This is a genomic window from Pseudomonas sp. 5P_5.1_Bac1 (assembly GCF_025466015.1).
GTDB lineage: Bacteria > Pseudomonadota > Gammaproteobacteria > Pseudomonadales > Pseudomonadaceae > Aquipseudomonas.
In genome coordinates this window covers 1-17,073 of record NZ_JANLNX010000082.1, presented here as the reverse complement: position 1 = coordinate 17,073, position 17,073 = coordinate 1, and the positions used below count along the sequence as shown (strand labels likewise).

Annotated in this window: 13 protein-coding genes and 2 tRNA genes; 13 read left to right on the top strand and 2 right to left on the bottom strand. The window is 63.5% G+C overall.

What is annotated here, in order from left to right; all coding sequences use genetic code 11:
• Positions 1–85: 85 nt before the first annotated feature.
• A complete protein-coding gene (locus NTD82_RS17270; RefSeq protein ID WP_262129570.1) occupies positions 86–1,960 on the top strand; it encodes an MFS transporter in 1,875 nt (624 codons plus the stop codon).
• 19 nt (positions 1,961–1,979) lie between these two features.
• Here the strand turns inward: NTD82_RS17270 and sugE are convergent, their stop codons facing one another.
• Together sugE and rdgC are read right to left on the bottom strand one after the other, a co-directional pair.
• Positions 1,980–2,297 (bottom strand): quaternary ammonium compound efflux SMR transporter SugE, encoded by a 318-nt coding sequence (gene sugE / locus NTD82_RS17265; protein WP_095155435.1) that lies wholly within the window; start codon positions 2,295–2,297, stop codon positions 1,980–1,982.
• A 150-nt stretch (positions 2,298–2,447) separates the two neighbouring features.
• On the bottom strand, positions 2,448–3,368 hold the full coding sequence (rdgC, locus tag NTD82_RS17260; RefSeq protein WP_262129569.1) for a recombination-associated protein RdgC: 921 nt from the start codon (positions 3,366–3,368) through the stop codon (positions 2,448–2,450).
• 159 nt (positions 3,369–3,527) lie between these two features.
• On the opposite strand from rdgC, the gene NTD82_RS17255 reads away from it, so the two are divergent.
• From NTD82_RS17255 to NTD82_RS17200, 12 genes are all read left to right on the top strand, one after another.
• A tRNA-Val gene (locus NTD82_RS17255) sits at positions 3,528–3,603 on the top strand.
• Between the two features lie 13 nt (positions 3,604–3,616).
• Positions 3,617–3,693, top strand: a tRNA-Asp gene (locus NTD82_RS17250).
• Between the two features lie 333 nt (positions 3,694–4,026).
• The gene (locus NTD82_RS17245; RefSeq protein ID WP_262129568.1) at positions 4,027–8,031 is read left to right on the top strand and encodes a bifunctional nitrate reductase/sulfite reductase flavoprotein subunit alpha; all 4,005 of its coding nucleotides are present in this window, start codon (positions 4,027–4,029) and stop codon (positions 8,029–8,031) included.
• 304 nt (positions 8,032–8,335) lie between these two features.
• Positions 8,336–10,894, top strand: a complete 2,559-nt coding sequence (gene nirB / locus NTD82_RS17240; protein WP_262129567.1) for a nitrite reductase large subunit NirB — start codon at positions 8,336–8,338, stop codon at positions 10,892–10,894.
• The gene (gene nirD, locus NTD82_RS17235; RefSeq protein ID WP_095155439.1) at positions 10,894–11,253 is read left to right on the top strand and encodes a nitrite reductase small subunit NirD; all 360 of its coding nucleotides are present in this window, start codon (positions 10,894–10,896) and stop codon (positions 11,251–11,253) included. The genes nirB and nirD overlap by 1 nt, the downstream gene beginning before the upstream one ends.
• A 119-nt stretch (positions 11,254–11,372) precedes the next feature.
• Positions 11,373–12,305: a pca operon transcription factor PcaQ gene (pcaQ, locus tag NTD82_RS17230; protein WP_095155440.1), complete on the top strand. Its 933-nt coding sequence runs from the start codon at positions 11,373–11,375 to the stop codon at positions 12,303–12,305.
• A gap of 197 nt (positions 12,306–12,502) precedes the next feature.
• Positions 12,503–13,261, top strand: coding sequence for an FKBP-type peptidyl-prolyl cis-trans isomerase (locus NTD82_RS17225; RefSeq protein ID WP_262129566.1), 759 nt, complete (start codon positions 12,503–12,505; stop codon positions 13,259–13,261).
• A gap of 251 nt (positions 13,262–13,512) precedes the next feature.
• On the top strand, positions 13,513–13,953 hold the full coding sequence (locus NTD82_RS17220) for a YkvA family protein (protein ID WP_175652440.1): 441 nt from the start codon (positions 13,513–13,515) through the stop codon (positions 13,951–13,953).
• A 101-nt stretch (positions 13,954–14,054) separates the two neighbouring features.
• Positions 14,055–14,399, top strand: coding sequence for a multiprotein-bridging factor 1 family protein (locus tag NTD82_RS17215; RefSeq protein WP_095155443.1), 345 nt, complete (start codon positions 14,055–14,057; stop codon positions 14,397–14,399).
• The gene (locus NTD82_RS17210; RefSeq protein WP_095155444.1) at positions 14,396–14,764 is read left to right on the top strand and encodes a hypothetical protein; all 369 of its coding nucleotides are present in this window, start codon (positions 14,396–14,398) and stop codon (positions 14,762–14,764) included. The genes NTD82_RS17215 and NTD82_RS17210 overlap by 4 nt, the downstream gene beginning before the upstream one ends.
• 275 nt (positions 14,765–15,039) lie before the next feature.
• A complete protein-coding gene (locus NTD82_RS17205) occupies positions 15,040–15,366 on the top strand; it encodes a hypothetical protein (protein WP_095155445.1) in 327 nt (108 codons plus the stop codon).
• A gap of 26 nt (positions 15,367–15,392) precedes the next feature.
• Entirely contained in the window at positions 15,393–17,033 is a 1,641-nt protein-coding gene (locus NTD82_RS17200; protein WP_262129565.1) for a hypothetical protein, read from the top strand.
• Positions 17,034–17,073 lie beyond the last annotated feature (40 nt).

Here is a 17,073-nt window from a genome sequence, read left to right as displayed (position 1 = left end):
GATTGAAAGACGGCCAATCCGGCAAAGTGTGGCTTTTCTCGCGCTCGGCGCCTCAAATCACAAAGCCCACTCAGGTACATGGACGATGAGCCACACCTCGCAGTTCGCCTTGCTCAAGAAACGCCGCTTCTTGCCCTTCTTCATTACCCAGTCGCTGGGGGCATTCAACGACAACCTGTACAAGCAGTCGTTGATCCTGGCGATCCTCTACAAGCTCAGCATCGGCGGCGATGGCTCGATGCTGGTCAACCTCTGTGCACTGCTGTTCATCTTGCCGTTCTTCCTGTTCTCGGCGCTGGCCGGGCAATTCGGCGAGAAGTACACCAAGGACGCCCTGATCCGCGCGATCAAGCTGGCCGAGGTGGTGATCATGAGCATCGGCGCGGTCGGCTTCCTTTATAACCAGTTGTGGCTGATGCTCCTGGCGCTGTTCGCCATGGGCACGCACTCGGCGTTGTTCGGCCCGGTGAAGTACTCGATCCTGCCCCAGGCCCTGCGTGAAGAAGAACTGGTCGGCGGCAACGGCCTGGTGGAGATGGGCACGTTCCTGGCGATCCTCGCCGGCACCATCGCCGCCGGGGTGATGATGTCCAGCAGCACTTACGCCCCGGTGGTGGCCAGTGGCATCGTCGGCACCGCGGTGCTCGGTTATCTCGCCAGTCGCGCCATTCCCCGGGCTGCCGCGGCGTCGCCGGAACTCAAGCTGCAATGGAATATCGTCGCCCAGACCGGCGCGACCCTGCGCATGGGCTTGCGGCAGACCCCGGCGGTGTCGCGTTCGATTGTCGGTAACTCGTGGTTCTGGTTTGTCGGGGCGATTTACCTGACGCAAATCCCGGCGTATGCCCAGGTGTGGATGCACGGTGATGAAACCGTGGTCACCCTGATCCTGACCCTGTTCTCGGTGGGCATCGCCCTCGGCTCGCTGCTCTGCGAGCGCTTGAGCGGGCGCAAGGTGGAAATCGGCCTGGTGCCGTTCGGTTCCTTCGGTCTGACCCTGTTTGGCCTGCTCTGGTGGTGGCATTCCGGCGATATCCCGGCCGGCATCGCGCCGTATGACTGGCTGGCGCTGCTGGGCATGGCCAAGGCCTGGTGGATCCTGCTGTCGATTGTCGGCCTCGGCGTGTTCGGCGGCTTCTATATCGTGCCGCTGTACGCGCTGATCCAGGCGCGCACCCCGGAAGACCAACGGGCCCGGGTCATCGCCGCGAACAACATCCTCAATGCGCTGTTCATGGTGGTCTCGGCCGTTGTCACCATGGTTCTGTTGGGTGTGGCCGGGCTGGAGATTCCCGAGCTGTTCCTGGTGGTGTCCCTGCTCAATATTGCGGTGAACGCCTACATCTTCAGCATCGTTCCCGAATTCAGCATGCGCTTCATGATCTGGCTGCTGAGCCATTCCATGTACCGGGTCAAGCACCGCGACCTGGAGCAGATTCCGGACGAAGGCGCGGCGCTGCTGGTGTGCAACCACGTATCGTTCGTCGATGCGTTGCTGATCGCCGGTGCGGTGCGTAGGCCGATGCGCTTTGTCATGTACTACAAGATCTACAACCTGCCGGTGCTGAACTTCATCTTCCGCACCGCCGGCGCCATCCCGATTGCCGGGCGCAGTGAAGACCTCGCCACCTACGAGCGAGCCTTCGAGCGGATTGCCGCGTACCTGGAGGACGGTGAGCTGGTGTGCATCTTCCCGGAAGGCAAGCTGACCGGCGATGGCGAGATCGACGAGTTCAAGGGCGGGATGAAGCTGATTCTGCAGCGCACGCCGGTGCCGGTGATTCCGTTGGCGTTGCAGGGGTTGTGGGGGAGTTTCTTCAGTCGCGATCCGGGCAAGGGTTTCTTCCGCCGATTCTGGTCGCGGGTGACCCTGGTGGCCGGCCCCGCTGTTGCGGGAGAACAGGCGGAGCCGGCGCTGTTGCGCGAACGAGTAAGGGCGTTGCGCGGCGAGATTCGCTAAGTGACGTGAGCGACGAAGGTCAGCTTGCGCTGACCTTCAATCCAATCAGGCCGGCGACGATCAGCGCAACGCTGAGTAGCCGCACCAGCGCCATCGACTCACCGAACAGGATGATCCCGGCGATGACCGTGCCCACCGCGCCGACGCCGGTCCAGATTGCATAGGCAGTGCCCAGCGGCAATTCCTTCATGGCAAGGCCGAGCAAGCCAAGGCTGACCGCCATGGCGGCGACGGTGAGGGCGGTGGGCAGGGGGCGGGTAAAGCCGTCGGTGTATTTCAGGCCGACAGCCCAGCCGACTTCGAAAAGGCCGGCGAAAAACAGAATGATCCAGGACATGCTCGTTACTCCATCAGGTGATGGGGCCGTCCCCGGATGGCCACGCGGTGCGTCGCGAGGCCGTCCTCGCAGTGCGCAGTATAGTGCACAGTCTTGGTGCGAAGGGCAAACAGGATGTAGGCGGGGCCGCAACTGCGGCCCCGCGCTTCATCAGATGCCTTGCGGAATATCTTCACCGCCCAGCGCTTCGAACAGCGCCGGCAGGAACTCGGTGAAGGTCAGCATCATCAGGGTGAAGCTGGCGTCGAGCTGGCCCAGGGCCTCCTCGCCGCCGTCTTCCTCGGCCTGGTCTTGCAGCAGTTCTTCGAACTTCAGGCGCTTGATGACCATCTTGTCGTCGAGGACGAACGACAGTTTGTCCTGCCAGGCCAGGGCCAACTGAGTGACCTGCTTGCCGGTGCCCAGGTGCATCTGGATCTCGTCGCTGGTCAGGTCCTGGCGCTTGCAGCGGACGATGCCGCCGTCTTCGTGGGTGTCGCGCAGTTCGCATTCGTCCAGGACATAGAAGTCCGGGGCGGCTTTCTGGCTTTTCACCCAGTCGGTCATGGTGGCGGTCGGGGCGATCTTCACGGTCACCGGACGCACCGGCAGCGAGCCCATCACTTCACGCAGGGTCGACAGCAGGTCTTCGGCGCGCTTGGCGCTCGCCGAGTTGACCAGCACCAGGCCCAGCTTCGGCGCGATGGCGGCGAAGACCATGGCGCGGCGGATAAAGGCACGCGGCAGGAAGGCCTGGATGATCTCGTCCTTGATCTGGTCGCGTTCCTTCTTGTAGACCTTGCGCATTTGCTCGGCCTCGATCTCTTCGACCTTCTCCTTGACCGCGTCGCGCACGACGCTGCCGGGCAGAATGCGCTCTTCCTTGCGCGCGGCGATCAGCAGGAAGTCACCACTGACATGCACCAGCGGCGCGTCTTCGCCTTTGCCGAAGGGGGCGACAAAACCGTAGGTGGTCAACTCCTGGCTGGCGCATGGGCGAGCGGGCTTGGTGGCCAGTGCAGTTTCCAGTGCTTCGGCATCGAACGGGATGTCCTGGGTCAGGCGGTAGCTCAGCAGGTTTTTGAACCACATGGGGCGGATCACTCCTCTCTATATAAGGGGGGCATTATTCTCCGACGGACCCGCTGAGGCCAACCCCGCTAAGTCGTTGGAACGCCTGAAAAATTTTTTTCAAAAAGTGCTTTACAGACCTTGGGGTGCTCCGTAGAATGCGCGCCACACCGAGACGAAGGGTGATTAGCTCAGCCGGGAGAGCATCTGCCTTACAAGCAGAGGGTCGGCGGTTCGATCCCGTCATCACCCACCACTCAGTGTTAAGCGCAGCGGTAGTTCAGTCGGTTAGAATACCGGCCTGTCACGCCGGGGGTCGCGGGTTCGAGTCCCGTCCGCTGCGCCATATTCAACTTCCAGGGCCCACTGAACACCCGGAAGTTACAAAGAAAGCGACCTTAGGGTCGCTTTTTTTGTGCCTGCGATTTCTCCCGCACACCATGCCGCGCCTTGGTGCACAGCTCACCATCACGGTGCAGCCATTTCCTTACGCCAGACCGCCACGCCCAATGAATCAGGGCTTCGAGCACTCTGGCGCGCACCTTGCTTTCAACTGCCTATCAGGCAATCAACGTCGATTGCCCCGTTCACGACAAAGGCGCCGTGCTGCTCCCCTGTTTATCAGGCCGGAGCGGCAGGGCGCCTTTTTGTTTTTGCGCAAGGCAGGGGAGTCAGGGCCATGACCAGCACGACGGTGCGCAGTGTCTGTCCGTATTGCGGTGTCGGTTGCGGCATCGTCATGAGCGTGACCGACAACCGGGTGACCAAGGTCAGCGGGGACAAGCAGCATCCGAGCAATTTCGGCCGGCTCTGCACCAAAGGGCTGAGCTGCCATCAGCCGCTGCGCGAGTCCGGGCGCATGGAATGGGCTTTTCTGCGCGATCAGCGTCAGCGCGACCCGGTGCGTCTGGGGATCGACCAGGCCATCGAGCAGACCGCCCGCCGCCTGCGCGCAATCATCGACCGCGACGGGCCGGACGCCGTGGCGCTGTATGTGTCCGGGCAGATGTCGCTGGAAGCCCAATACCTGGCGAACAAGCTGGTGAAGGGCTTTATCCGCAGCCGGCATATCGAATCCAACTCGCGCCTGTGCATGGCCAGCGCTGGCAGCGGCTACAAGTTGTCGCTGGGCGCGGACGGCCCGCCGGGCAGCTATCAGGACTTTGAACACGCCGAGGTGTTCTTCGTCATCGGCGCCAATATGGCCGACTGTCATCCGATCCTTTTCCTGCGTCTGCTCGACCGGCTCAAGGCTGGCGCGCGGCTGATCGTCGTCGATCCGCGACGCAGCGCCACCGCCGACAAGGCCGGCCTGTTCCTGCAGATCCGTCCCGGCACCGACCTCGCCCTGATCAACGGCCTGCTGCACCTGCTGCACGAAAACGGCCATACCGATAACGACTTCATCGCGCGCTACACCGAGGGCTGGGACGAGATGCCGGCTTTCCTCGGCGATTACACGCCGGCGCGGGTTGCTGAAATCACCGGTTTGGCTGAAGCCGATATCCGCCAGGCCGCCGCCTGGATCCGTGCGGCGAAGGACTGGATGAGCTGCTGGACCATGGGCCTTAACCAGAGCATCCACGGCACCTGGCACACCAATGCGCTGTGCAATCTGCACCTGGCAACCGGAACGATTTGCCGTCCTGGCAGCGGACCGTTCTCGCTGACCGGCCAGCCCAATGCCATGGGCGGAAGGGAAATGGGCTACATGGGCCCCGGCCTTCCCGGGCAGCGCTCGGCGCTGGTCGAGGCCGATCGTCAGTTCGTCGAAGGCCTCTGGAACATTGCGCCGGGCAGCCTGCGCGCTGAAGGCGGCGAGGGCACCATCGGCCTGTTCGAGCAGATGGCGGCGGGCGAGGTGAAAGCCTGCTGGATCATCTGCAGCAACCCGGTGGCCAGCGTCGCCAATCGCCAGCGGGTGATCGACGGCCTGCGCGCGGCGGAACTGGTGATCAGCCAGGACGCTTTTCTCGACACCGAAACCAATCGCTACGCCGACATCCTTCTTCCCGCCGCGCTGTGGGCCGAATCCGAAGGCGTGATGATCAATTCCGAACGCAACCTGACCCTCACCGCCAAGGCGGTGGATGCCCCCGGCGATAGTCTGCCGGACTGGCAGATCATTGCCCGGGTAGCCTGTGCCATGGGCTACGCCGAGGGTTTCAGCTATGCCAGCGCCGAAGCGGTATTCGAGGAAATCCGCCAGGCCTGGAACCCGGCGACCGGCTACGACCTGCGCGGCCTCGATTATCAGCAACTGCGAGACGGCCCGCGGCAATGGCCGTGTGAGCCGGGGCGGGCCGATCGCCGCAGTCCGCTGCGCTACCTCAATGACGGGCTGAGCCAGACGCCACGCGACGGTGTCGATGGTCAACGCCCGGCCATCGTTTTTGCTACCGCCAGCGGCAAGGCCCGATTCTTCGCCCGGCCCTGGCTGCCGCCTTCCGAATTACCGGATGAGTCCTACCCGCTGGTGCTCAATACCGGCCGTGTCCAGCACCAGTGGCACACCCTGACCAAGACCGGCAAGGTCGCCAGCCTGAACAAGCTCGAGCCTGGGCCGTTCCTCGAAATCAACCCCGAAGACGCCGCCGCCCTGGGCATCGCCGACAAAGATCAGGTGCAGGTCAGCTCCCGTCGCGGCCAGGCCGTGCTGCCGGCGCGGGTCAGCGCACGGGTGATGGCGGGCAACTGCTTTGCGCCGTTTCACTGGAACGACCTGTACGGTGAGCAATTGGCGATCAATGCCGTGACCTGCGATGCCGTCGATCCGGTGTCGCTGCAACCGGCGTTCAAGCACTGCGCCGTGGCCCTGACCCGGGTCAGCGGCGAGCGCCTCGATGTACTTCAACTGAATCCCGTCATTACCAAGGAGACCGGGCCGATGCCGACCGACACCTTGCGCCAGGTCCTGGGCCTGGGTGCGCCACCTGCTGTGGCCCTGGCCGACAGCGAACAACAGTATCTGCACGGCTTCCTGCTTGGGCTTGGTGCGGCGACGCCCAAGGGTGTGCCGGTCCTGCCGGCCACTGCGCCGCTGGCCCCGGCGCGCCGCCTGTTTGTCGATGGGCTGCTGGCCGGGCTGTATTCCCGCGGCGAAGCGCCGGCCACCAGTGTCCGGGCCGAGGCGACGGCGATTGCGGAAAAGCCCTCGCACCTGGTGCTCTGGGCCTCCCAGACCGGCAACAGCCAGACCCTCGCCGAGCGTTGCGCCAGCCACCTGCGGGAGGCGGGGCTGAGCGTGCACCTGGACTGCATGGAAGCGGCGAAGCCGGCGCAGGTCGGCGAAGCCGCCAGCTTGTTGTTGATCACCAGCACCTTCGGCGATGGCGAAGCGCCCGACAGCGCCACCACCTTCTGGCAGGCGCTGCAGGATGACGTCGCCTGGGCGAAGCGACCTTATGCAGTGCTGGCCCTGGGCGATTCCAGCTACGACCAGTTCTGCGGTTTCGGGCGAAAACTTGATCAGCGTCTGACTGAACTGGGTGGCGAGCGCCTGCTGGAACGGGTCGATTGCGAGCCGGATTTCGATGAGCCCTTCGCCAGTTGGCTGCAGGCGCTGACGGCAAAACTCGCCGAAGCGCCGGTGCCGGTCGCCGAGGTGGCAAAGCCGGCGTTCGGCAAAAGCCATCCGCTGCCCGCGCAACTGCTGGAAAACCGCGTGCTCAATGGGCCGGGGGCGAGCAAGGAAACCCGGCAGATCGTCTTTGACCTTGGCGACAGCGGGCTGAGTTACCAGGTGGGCGATGCGCTGGGTGTCTGGCCGCACAACTGTCCGCAACTGGTGGAGGAGTTCCTGCGTTGCAGCGGGCTGGACGGTGATGCGGTGGTCAATCTCAAGGAACCGATGCCGCTGGCTGTTGCGTTGGGCGAGCACCTGGATATCACCCGCATCACGCCGCAGGTGTTGGCCAAAGTGTCCGGGCTGCCCGGTGACAAGGCCGCGTTGAATAACTGGCTCTGGGGACGGCAGTTGGTCGATCTGCTCGCAGAATTTCCCTTGAACCTTTCCCAGACAGAGTGGCTGGCGCTGCTCAAACCGTTGCAGCCGCGGCTGTACTCCATCAGTTCCAGCCCGAAGCTGCACCCGACGCAGGTGCACCTGACCATGTCCACCGTGCGCTTTGGTCAGCGCAAAGGGGTTTGCTCCAGCTACCTCGCGGATCGCGCCGAAAACCTGAGGGTGGAGATTTTCCCGCAGCCATCGGCGAGTTTTCGGTTGCCGGCGGATGATGGCGTGCCGGTGATCATGGTTGGCCCCGGCACCGGGATTGCGCCGTTTCGCGCGTTCCTGCAGGAGCGGGAGGCGCGGCAGGCCAAGGGGCGTAACTGGCTGTTCTTCGGTGAGCAGCGGGAGGCCTGTGATTTCTACTACCGCGATGAGCTGATGGCGTGGTGTGAGAGCGGTGTTCTGACTCGACTGGATACGGCGTTTTCGCGGGATCAAGCGGAAAAGATCTACGTGCAACAGCGCATGCGTGAACAGGGCGCGCTGTTGTGGCAATGGCTGGAAGAGGGCGCCTGCTTCTATGTGTGTGGCGATGGGGCGCGAATGGCCAAGGATGTGGATGCCGCGCTGAAAGAGGTGATCGCCGTGCAGGGTGGGATGAGTGCCGAGGATGCTGCGCTCTATGTCGCGCAGATGGGGCGGGACAAGCGTTATCTGCGGGATGTCTATTGAGGCCAACCGCGCCGACTCGGTAGGAGCGAGCTTGCTCGCGAAGCAGCCCCATTAGGGTTCACCTCCGGAATGAATTGCACCAGCGTGGTTCGATTTCCCCACGGTTTCTCTGCAATTTCCCTGATTTCCCTACTTGGCACACTCCCTGCTTTTACAACTCCACAACGTCCCAGGTGGTCAACGTCGATCACCGCTACGGACTACATAACGATTCAAGACCAGGCAAAGGCGCCTGGAGCTTCGGCTCCAGGCGCCTTTTTTTGTGTTTTTTTCGGGGTACGCCCCGCACCGTGAGGATCCGGACATGAACGCCATCGCGTCCATCGAACAACGAGAAAAGCTGGTCATCGTCGGCAACGGCATGGTGGGCCACCATTGCGTCGAACAACTGATCGAGCGCGGCGCCCTGGCCCGTTTCGAGGTGCGGGTGTTCGGCGAGGAACGTCAGCGCGCCTACGACCGGGTGCACCTGTCGGAGTATTTCAGTGGCAGCGACGCCGAGGCGCTGGCGCTGGGCGAGGCGGGGTTGTACGCCGAGCATGGCATTGCACTGCACCTGGGCGAGACGGTGCTGGAGCTGGACCGCGAGCGTCGCGAAGTGGTGACGGCCGAGGGCCGTTACCCCTACGACCGGCTGATCCTGGCCACCGGCTCCTATCCCTTCGTGCCGCCGATCCAGGGTTCGGAAGGCGCGGCGCGCCTGGTCTACCGGACCCTCGATGACCTCGACGCCATCCGCGACGCCGCCACCAACGCCCGGCGCGGCGTGGTGGTGGGCGGGGGCCTGCTCGGGCTGGAGGCGGCCAACGCGCTCAAGTCCCTCGGCCTGGAAGCCCATGTGGTGGAGTTCGCGCCGCGGCTGATGCCGGTGCAATTGGACAGCGAAGGCGGCGCGGCCCTGCGTGCGCAGATCGAGGCGCTGGGCGTCGGCGTGCACACCTCGCGGGCGACCCAGGCGATCGTCGAGGGCCAGGACTACCGCTACCGCATGAACTTCGACGGCGGCGAGAGCCTTGAGACCGACCTGATCGTGTTCTCCGCCGGCATCCGGCCGCAGGACGCTCTGGCCCGTGGTTGCGGCCTGGAGATCGCCCCGCGCGGCGGCGTGGTCATCGACGGCGAATGCCGCTCCAGCGACCCGCGCATCTACGCCATTGGCGAATGCGCGTCCTGGAACGGCAGCGTCTTTGGTCTGGTGGCGCCCGGCTACAACATGGCCCGCAACCTCGCGGCGGCACTGGCGGGGCAGTCGTTCAGCGCCTTCGAGGGCGCCGACATGTCCACCAAGCTCAAGCTGCTCGGCGTGGACGTCGGCTCCATCGGCGACGCACACGGCGCCACGCCCGGTGCGCGCAGCTATCGCTTTATCGACGAGGCCGGCAGCGCTTACCGCCGGCTGGTGCTGGACCCCAGCGGCAAGCGGGTGATCGGTGCGGTGCTGGTGGGCGACAACAGCTATTACGACACCCTGCTGCAATACGTGCAGAACGGCATCGCGGTGCCGGCCGATCCGTCGTCGCTGATCCTGCCGCAATCGGCCGGCGCCCCGGCCCTTGGCGCCGACGCGCTGCCGGACACGGCGACCATCTGCTCCTGCCACAACGTCAGCAAAGGCGCGGTCTGCGCCGCCATCGACAGCGGCTGCGGCGACCTCGCCGCGGTCAAGGGTTGCACCAAGGCCGCCACCGGTTGCGGCGGCTGCGCGGCGCTGCTCAAGCAGGTGTTCGAACATGAACTGACCGCCCGCGGCGTGACCGTGGACAAGAGCCTCTGCGAACACTTTTCCTACACCCGCCAGGAGCTGTACGGCATGGTGCGGGTCGAGGGAATTCGCACCTTCGCCGAACTGCTGGAACGTCACGGTAAGGGTCACGTCGGCTGCGATATCTGCAAGCCCACCGTAGGCTCGATCCTCGCGTCGTGCTGGAATCAGCCGATCATGGACCCGGCGCTGGTGCCGCTGCAGGATACCAACGACACCTTCATGGCCAACATGCAGAAGAACGGCACCTACTCGGTGGTGCCGCGGATTCCCGGCGGCGAAATCACCCCGGACAAGCTGATCGTGATCGGTGAAGTGGCGAAGAAATACGACCTCTACACCAAGATCACCGGCGGCCAGCGCATCGACCTGTTCGGCGCCCAGTTGCATGAGTTGCCGCTGATCTGGGAAGAGCTGATCGCTGCCGGTTTCGAGACCGGCCACGCCTACGGCAAATCGACCCGCACGGTGAAGTCCTGCGTCGGCAGCACCTGGTGCCGCTACGGCGTGCAGGACAGCGTGAAAATGGCCTTGCTGCTGGAGGACCGCTACAAGGGCCTGCGCTCGCCGCACAAGCTCAAGTTCGCGGTGTCCGGCTGCACCCGCGAGTGCGCCGAGGCGCAGAGCAAGGACATCGGCGTGATCGCCACCGAGAAGGGCTGGAACTTGTACGTCTGCGGCAACGGCGGCATGCGCCCGCGGCATGCCGAACTGTTCGCCACCGACCTCGACGACGACAGCCTGGTGCGCCTCATCGACCGCGTGCTGATGTTCTACATCCGCACCGCCGACAAGTTGCAGCGCACTTCGGTCTGGCGCGAGGGGCTGGAGGGCGGGCTGGCGTATCTGAAGCAGGTGGTCCTCGACGACAGCCTGGGCCTCGCCGCCGAGCTGGAGGCGCAGATGCAGCATGTGGTCGACCGCTACGAATGCGAGTGGGCCAACGCCCTGAAAGACCCGGAAAAGCTCAAGCGCTTCCGCACCTTCGTCAACGACCACCGCGCCGATCCGGGCGTGCATTTCGTCCGCGAGCGCGGCCAGCGCCGGCCGATTGCTGCGGCTGAACTCCATTTGATCCCGACCACCGAGGAGGTGCTCTGATGAACCTGTCGAACGTAGCGGTGCAAACGCCAACCCAATGGACCCCGGTGTGCGCCGAAACCGACCTGGTGGCCCAGTCGGGGGTGGTGGTATGGCATGAGGGCGCGCAGGTGGCGTTGTTCTATGTGCCGGGTGCCGAGACCGAAGTGCATGCGCTGGACAACCATGACCCGCGCTCTGGTGCCAATGTGATCGGGCGTGGCCTGATCGGCAGCCTGAAGGGCGAACTGGTGGTGGCGTCGCCGTTGTACAAGCAGCATTTCTCTCTACGCGACGGGCGCTGCCTGGAGGATGACGGGCAGGCGTTGCGCGTCTGGGCGGTGCGGGTGAATGAGGGGCGGGTGGAGATCGGCGCTTGATCGCAGTTGCAAGCCGCAAGCTACAAGGTGCAAGGGGAAAGCAGCGGCGACGCCAGCCGCTGTTTCTTACGGCTTGAAGCTTGCAACTTGAGGCTCGGAAGCCGATAAACTCCCCACCCATGAACCTCGACACCCGAATCAAATTCCGCCACCTCCTGTGCTTTCTCGAAATTGCCCGCCAGGGCAGTTTCGCCAAGGCCGCTGACGCCGTGGCGATCACCCAGCCGGCAATCTCCAAGACCCTCAAGGAACTGGAAGACCTGCTCCAGACCCGCCTGTTCGAACGCGGTCGCCAAGGCGTCGAACTGACCCCGGCCGGGGTCCGTTTCATGCGCTACGCCGGGCCTTGCGTGCAGGCACTGCGTGAAGGGGTCAGCACCTTGCGCGGCGAAGAACACGCGCCGCCGCAGGTGCGGGTCGGCGTGCTTTCCACCGTGGAAAGCCTGCTGATGCCAGAAGCCCTCTGCCGCCTGCACCAGCGGCATGCCGCGCTGGTGGTCAGTGTCGCCACGGGACCAAGCGCGCACCTGCTGGCGCAATTGCATGTCGGTGAGCTGGACCTGGTGATCGGTCGTATGACCGACAGCCCGCAAATCCAGGGCCTGTTGTTCGAGCACCTGTACAGCGAATCAATGTCGCTGGTGGTGCGCCCCGGCCATCCATTGCTGGCGCGCCTGCCGATCGAGCGCAGCCAGCTCGGCGACTATCCCTTGGTGCTGCCGTTGGCCGGCACCACCATTCGCAAGCATGCCGACAGCCTGTTCGTGCAATGCGCCATCGAGCAGCCGCGCCAGCGTTTGGAAACCCTGTCACCGGCCCTGAGCCGGCGTTATGTGCAGGGCAGCGATGCGATCTGGGTGGCGCCGCGCGACGCCGTGCGGGTCGATCTGGACCGTGGCGAGTTGTGCGAGCTGGACCTGGGCGTCAGCGAGCCGGGCGGCTCGGTGGGGATCTGCAGCAATGCTGCCTTGCCACTGCCGTTGCCAGCGCAATGGCTGTGTGAAGTGTTGCGTGAAGTTGCAGCGCAATACCGCGACGGCGACTATCCGTAAAGCCCGGCAAAGGCACATTTGCCCGGGGCGGACCTTCCATACTGGCCCTGTGCCGGATGCTTGCATGAAGACCTGTTCATCTTGCTGAACTTCTAGGACTTTTCTCGTTCCTATTGCCGGTAGCCATTGGTCGTGGCCGCCTGATATTCTCGCGGCTTTACCCGATTGCCCCTTTGGCGCATGAACAAGGAAATAGCATGAAACAGCATCGGTTGGCGGCTGCGGTTGCCCTGGTTAGCCTGGTCCTGGCGGGTTGCGATTCGCAGACCAGCGTCGAGCTGAAAACCCCGGCACAGAAAGCCTCCTACGGTATCGGCCTGAACATGGGCAAGAGCCTGGCTCAGGAAGGCATGGACGACCTCGATTCCAAGGCTGTTGCCCAGGGCATCGAAGACGCCGTAGGCAAGAAAGAGCAGCGTCTCAAGGACGAAGAGCTGATCGAAGCCTTCGCCGCCTTGCAGAAGCGCGCTGAAGAGCGCCTGACCAAGATGAGCGAAGAGTCCGCCGCGGCTGGCAAGAAATTCCTCGAAGAGAACGGCAAGAAGACCGGTGTCGTTACCACCGCTTCGGGCCTGCAGTACGAAATCGTCAAGAAGGCCGACGGCGTCCAGCCCAAGCCGACCGACGTGGTGACTGTTCACTACGAAGGCAAACTGATCGATGGCAAGGTGTTCGACAGTTCCGTCGAGCGCGGCAGTCCGATCGATCTGCCGGTCAGCGGCGTGATCCCGGGCTGGGTTGAAGGCCTGCAACTGATGCACGTTGGCGAGAAGGTCAAGCTGTTCATCCCGGCTGACCTGGCCTACGGCGCACAGAGCCCGAGCCCGATGATCCCGGCCAACTCGGTTCTGGTCTTCGACCTGGAACTGCTGGGCATCAAGGATCAGGCCAAGCTGGATGCTCCGGAAGCACCCGAAGCTCCTGCGCAAGCACCAGCGGAAGCACCTGCCAAGTAATTCGGCCGCTGCTGTTGTCCAACGCCCCGTCATGACGGGGCGTTGTCGTTTGTGCGGGACGCAAAGGGCGCTTGCGGCCAGATTGTGAAGCCCTTCGCAAAACGATTGCGCATTGAAACAAGTGTGTAAAAAACGCCCGATTTAACCCCGGGCCTTGCCCACCGGGATTCGCGGGCCTAAAAAGAGGCTCTGTTCACAAGGTTATCCACAATTAATGTGGATAACCTTCCGGCATTGCCGTTGGAGGTCACATGAAAGCACCGTGGAATTTCGCTCGCTTCCTGCCCCTGGCCGAACGCCTGCTCAGTCGCGGCCGTTTGCCGGCGCTGCTGTTCGCCGTCGCCCGCAAAGGCCCGCGGCTGGGCCAGCTCAAGGACGATGTACGGCTGCTCCAGGCGCTCTGCGTGGCCTGGTGGCGCGGCGAATACCGGGCCATCAGTCCAAAGGCGCTGGTGACCATCGTGGCGGGCCTGCTGTATTTCGTCAGCCCGCTGGACGCCATTCCTGACTGGCTGCTCGGCGTCGGCCTGCTCGACGACATTGCCGTGCTGGGCTGGGTGCTCAAGACCGTGAGTGATGAACTGGACGCTTTCCGTGCCTGGCGCGAGCGTCAATCTCCGGAAAAACTGCGGGTGGTCGAACGCCTGCCAGACACCCCGGAAGCCCTGCGCCTGGAGCAGAACCGGCACTGAGTAAAACCGGGCTGCTGCAATTCCCCCGTTGGCTGGTAATATTATTGGCATAACGATTATGCCTACAGATTACATGCGAGAAGTCCGACAAGGGGGTTGTGATGGCTATTCAGGTTATTAGCCGAGACGGTCAACCCGAGTACGCGGTTGTTCCCTGGGACCACTATCAGGCGTTACTCAAGGCGGCGGGTCAGCCGGAGGCCGTATCTCCGGCCGCGCAGACCGCCATTGAAGCACCCTCCGAACCGGCCAGCCTGCCTTTGTTGAGCGAGCTGGCCGTATTGCGTCAGGCCAAGGGCCTGGCGGCGGAGCAACTGGCCCGGAGCGTTGGCATCAGCCCGCACTACCTGGCCATGATTGAAAGCGGTGAGCGCCTGCCCGACTCGGCGATTCGCCGCAGCCTGGCGTGGGAGCTGGGGTTGCCGGGCTGGAGCGATCCGTCATGAGCGCCGTGCGGATCAGCCGGCAGCACTGGGACGGGCTGCTCGGCGAGCTGGATGTCGCGCGCCGCCAGCGCCATCTGCTGACCTACCGCGCCTTGCTCGAACGTCTGCAATTGCCCAGCCCAGCGATGCAGACGCTGACCGCCGCCCTAGAGCACCTGGCGCTTCTGGATGCCCGTGCCGAGCAACCACTGCGCAGCTCGCTGGTGATCAGCCAGGGCGCCAGCCGTTTGCCGCGCACCGGCTTCTTCGAATGCGTCGAGCGTCTGGGGCGCTTTTCCGGACCGTCTGACGGTATGGCTGCGGCGTCCTGGCATGCCTCCGAAGTGGTGCGGGTCTTCGAGTTCAGTTACCCCGAAGAAGCCTGACGGTTTTTTCGCGCGTCTTCGGGGCTGCCCCTCGCCCTGACGTGGTGACGTGCGGGCCGGATTTTCCCACCAGAATGAAAACTTTTTCATCTTTCCTGACCGTTTATCGGAACTTTCCCGATAGTGGCAAGTCAATGGCGTCAAGATATTGAGTAGCCATCATTGTGGGTGGCGCGTTATCTCTCCAACGCCGGGTTCAGGGACGAACGTCAGCCATTCGTGGATGGCACGCTACCTTGAGTCGGGCCCATACCCCGCGACAAGGAAGCTTCCTCGTGAAACTCAAATTTCTCTCCCTGCTGTGCGCCGCCACGCTGTTGACTGGTTGCGGCAATGACGCCATCGAAGGCACCTTCCAGGTCCAGAGCAGTGTCATGGGTATGCAGATCAACGGCGGCCAGGCCGTACTCAAGTCCGACAGCATCGTCATTGAAGGCGACAAGTACGTGGTCGACGAGTGGGAACAGGCCGACGGCATGGTCACCGCCCGTGACAAGGACGGCCAGGCAATCATCCACGCCCGCGTGCTCGACGGCGGCAACCGCCTGCAAGTGGTTGGCGAGGGCAACCTGCTCAACGTCACCTTGGTTCGCGTCAAATGACTGTGCTCATTCACGGAGAGAAACGCATGCGCAAACTTCTGTTGCCCGCCGCCATTGGCCTGATCCTCACCGGTTGCGGTGGCTATGACGCCAAGGACCTCAAGTCGTCCGACGGTGACCGTTTCAACCCGGGCTCCCGCTACGCCGAGCGTGATGGCGGCAAGCCGGCCAACGGTTCGGTGACCCGTACCGAAAACGGCGTGAAGACCCTGGAATTCAGCGTCAAGGACGGTCGCGCCGATGGCAAGTGGGTGGCTCACGACGAGCAGGGCAACCTGATCCAGGACCTGGAACTGCGCGCCGGCGAATTCACCGGTTCGTCGACCGTGTACTGCACCAGCAAGGGCGACGAGAAGAAGCCGTCGATGACTATCGTGGTGAAAAGCGGTGTGCGCACCGACACCACGTTCGACTGCGCCACCGGCTTCAGCCTGCGTCAGACCGCTAAGATCGACGAGCCGGGCACGCCGAATCACCGCAAGACCGTTGGCGAGCAGAAGGCCTGGCAAATCGTCGAGGGCAAGCAAGTGCTGCGCGGCGTCGATCGTTACGCCACCGACGGCAGCGGCAAGCTCGAGGGCATCAGCGAGGTGTATTTCCCTTCCGGTGTCATCGGCGTGCGCAAGGCCTACAAGGCCGGCGAACTCAGCGGTCGCAGCGAAGAGTATTACCAACTCGAAGACGGCACCTCGCGTCTTGCCAAGGTGAACAACTACGTTAATGGCAAGCGCGATGGCGAGCAGCTTAGTTACTTCCGCGCGCCGTTCCCGGAAGGTACGGTCAAAGAGCGTCAGGACATCGTCAACGACAGCGAAAAGACCCTGACCACCTTCACCTACGGCAAGGCCAACGTCTACGAGCGCAGCTTGAACGACGGCGAGAACTACCAACTGGCGAAGATGCTTGAAGGCCGGCAACAGGGTTACGCCAACGAGGTGGCGGACCTGCAGGGCCTGGAATACCTGCTGACCAACAGCAAGGTCGATATCAACGCACCCCTTGATCAGTACGGCAACCGGCCGATTCACCGTGTCGCGGAAAACGCCTACGAGCTGATGATCAAGCTGGGCGCCGATGCCTCCAAGCAGTCGTTCAACGGCCAGAACCGCCTGATGCGCTGCATGACCAATGAACTGAGCTGCTCCGCCGACCACGTCCTGCGCCTGGCCGCCGAGCCGGCGGGCAAGCAGGTCGATCTGTACGGCAATACCCCGCTGCACCTGCTGTGCCGTTCGGCCAAGTTCATGGGCTTCCGCGAAAACACGAGTGCCGATGAGCGCCTGCTGAGCCTTGCCGCCAATCAGGACGTCAACGCCAAGGACTACCAGGGCAAGACCGCGTTGCACTACTGCATGAAGAAGAACCCGCAGTTCATCGACGGGCTGGTTGCCGCGGGCGCTGACCTTGATGCGGCCGACTACGCCGGCATTACTCCGATGCATGCGCTGTTCCTGGTCAACATTGACCTGGAGTCGATCGCTGGTAGCGCTTATCAGGTGAGCTGGAGTCAGGCGGCGGTAGAGAAGGCGGGTGGCTTGATGAGCCATTCCAAGTTCCGCTTCGACGCGCCATTCCCTGGTTTTCCGCAGGGTCTGAAGCAACTGATGATCGAAAACGGTGACGCGCAAGCCGCGATGACCGCCGATCGGGTCACGCCGAAGGCTTGAGCCGAACGCTGACAGAAAACCGGGGCCTGGCCCTAATGCC

Excerpts from the sequence above, each read along its gene's own strand:
- NTD82_RS17270 (WP_262129570.1), top strand. The coding sequence starts at position 86 with ATGAGCCACACCTCGCAGTTCGCCTTGCTCAAGAAACGCCGCTTCTTG.
- sugE (WP_095155435.1), bottom strand. The coding sequence starts at position 2,297 with ATGTCCTGGATCATTCTGTTTTTCGCCGGCCTTTTCGAAGTCGGCTGG.
- rdgC (WP_262129569.1), bottom strand. The coding sequence starts at position 3,368 with ATGTGGTTCAAAAACCTGCTGAGCTACCGCCTGACCCAGGACATCCCG.
- NTD82_RS17245 (WP_262129568.1), top strand. The coding sequence starts at position 4,027 with ATGACCAGCACGACGGTGCGCAGTGTCTGTCCGTATTGCGGTGTCGGT.
- nirB (WP_262129567.1), top strand. The coding sequence starts at position 8,336 with ATGAACGCCATCGCGTCCATCGAACAACGAGAAAAGCTGGTCATCGTC.
- nirD (WP_095155439.1), top strand. The coding sequence starts at position 10,894 with ATGAACCTGTCGAACGTAGCGGTGCAAACGCCAACCCAATGGACCCCG.
- pcaQ (WP_095155440.1), top strand. The coding sequence starts at position 11,373 with ATGAACCTCGACACCCGAATCAAATTCCGCCACCTCCTGTGCTTTCTC.
- NTD82_RS17225 (WP_262129566.1), top strand. The coding sequence starts at position 12,503 with ATGAAACAGCATCGGTTGGCGGCTGCGGTTGCCCTGGTTAGCCTGGTC.
- NTD82_RS17220 (WP_175652440.1), top strand. The coding sequence starts at position 13,513 with ATGAAAGCACCGTGGAATTTCGCTCGCTTCCTGCCCCTGGCCGAACGC.
- NTD82_RS17215 (WP_095155443.1), top strand. The coding sequence starts at position 14,055 with ATGGCTATTCAGGTTATTAGCCGAGACGGTCAACCCGAGTACGCGGTT.
- NTD82_RS17210 (WP_095155444.1), top strand. The coding sequence starts at position 14,396 with ATGAGCGCCGTGCGGATCAGCCGGCAGCACTGGGACGGGCTGCTCGGC.
- NTD82_RS17200 (WP_262129565.1), top strand. The coding sequence starts at position 15,393 with ATGCGCAAACTTCTGTTGCCCGCCGCCATTGGCCTGATCCTCACCGGT.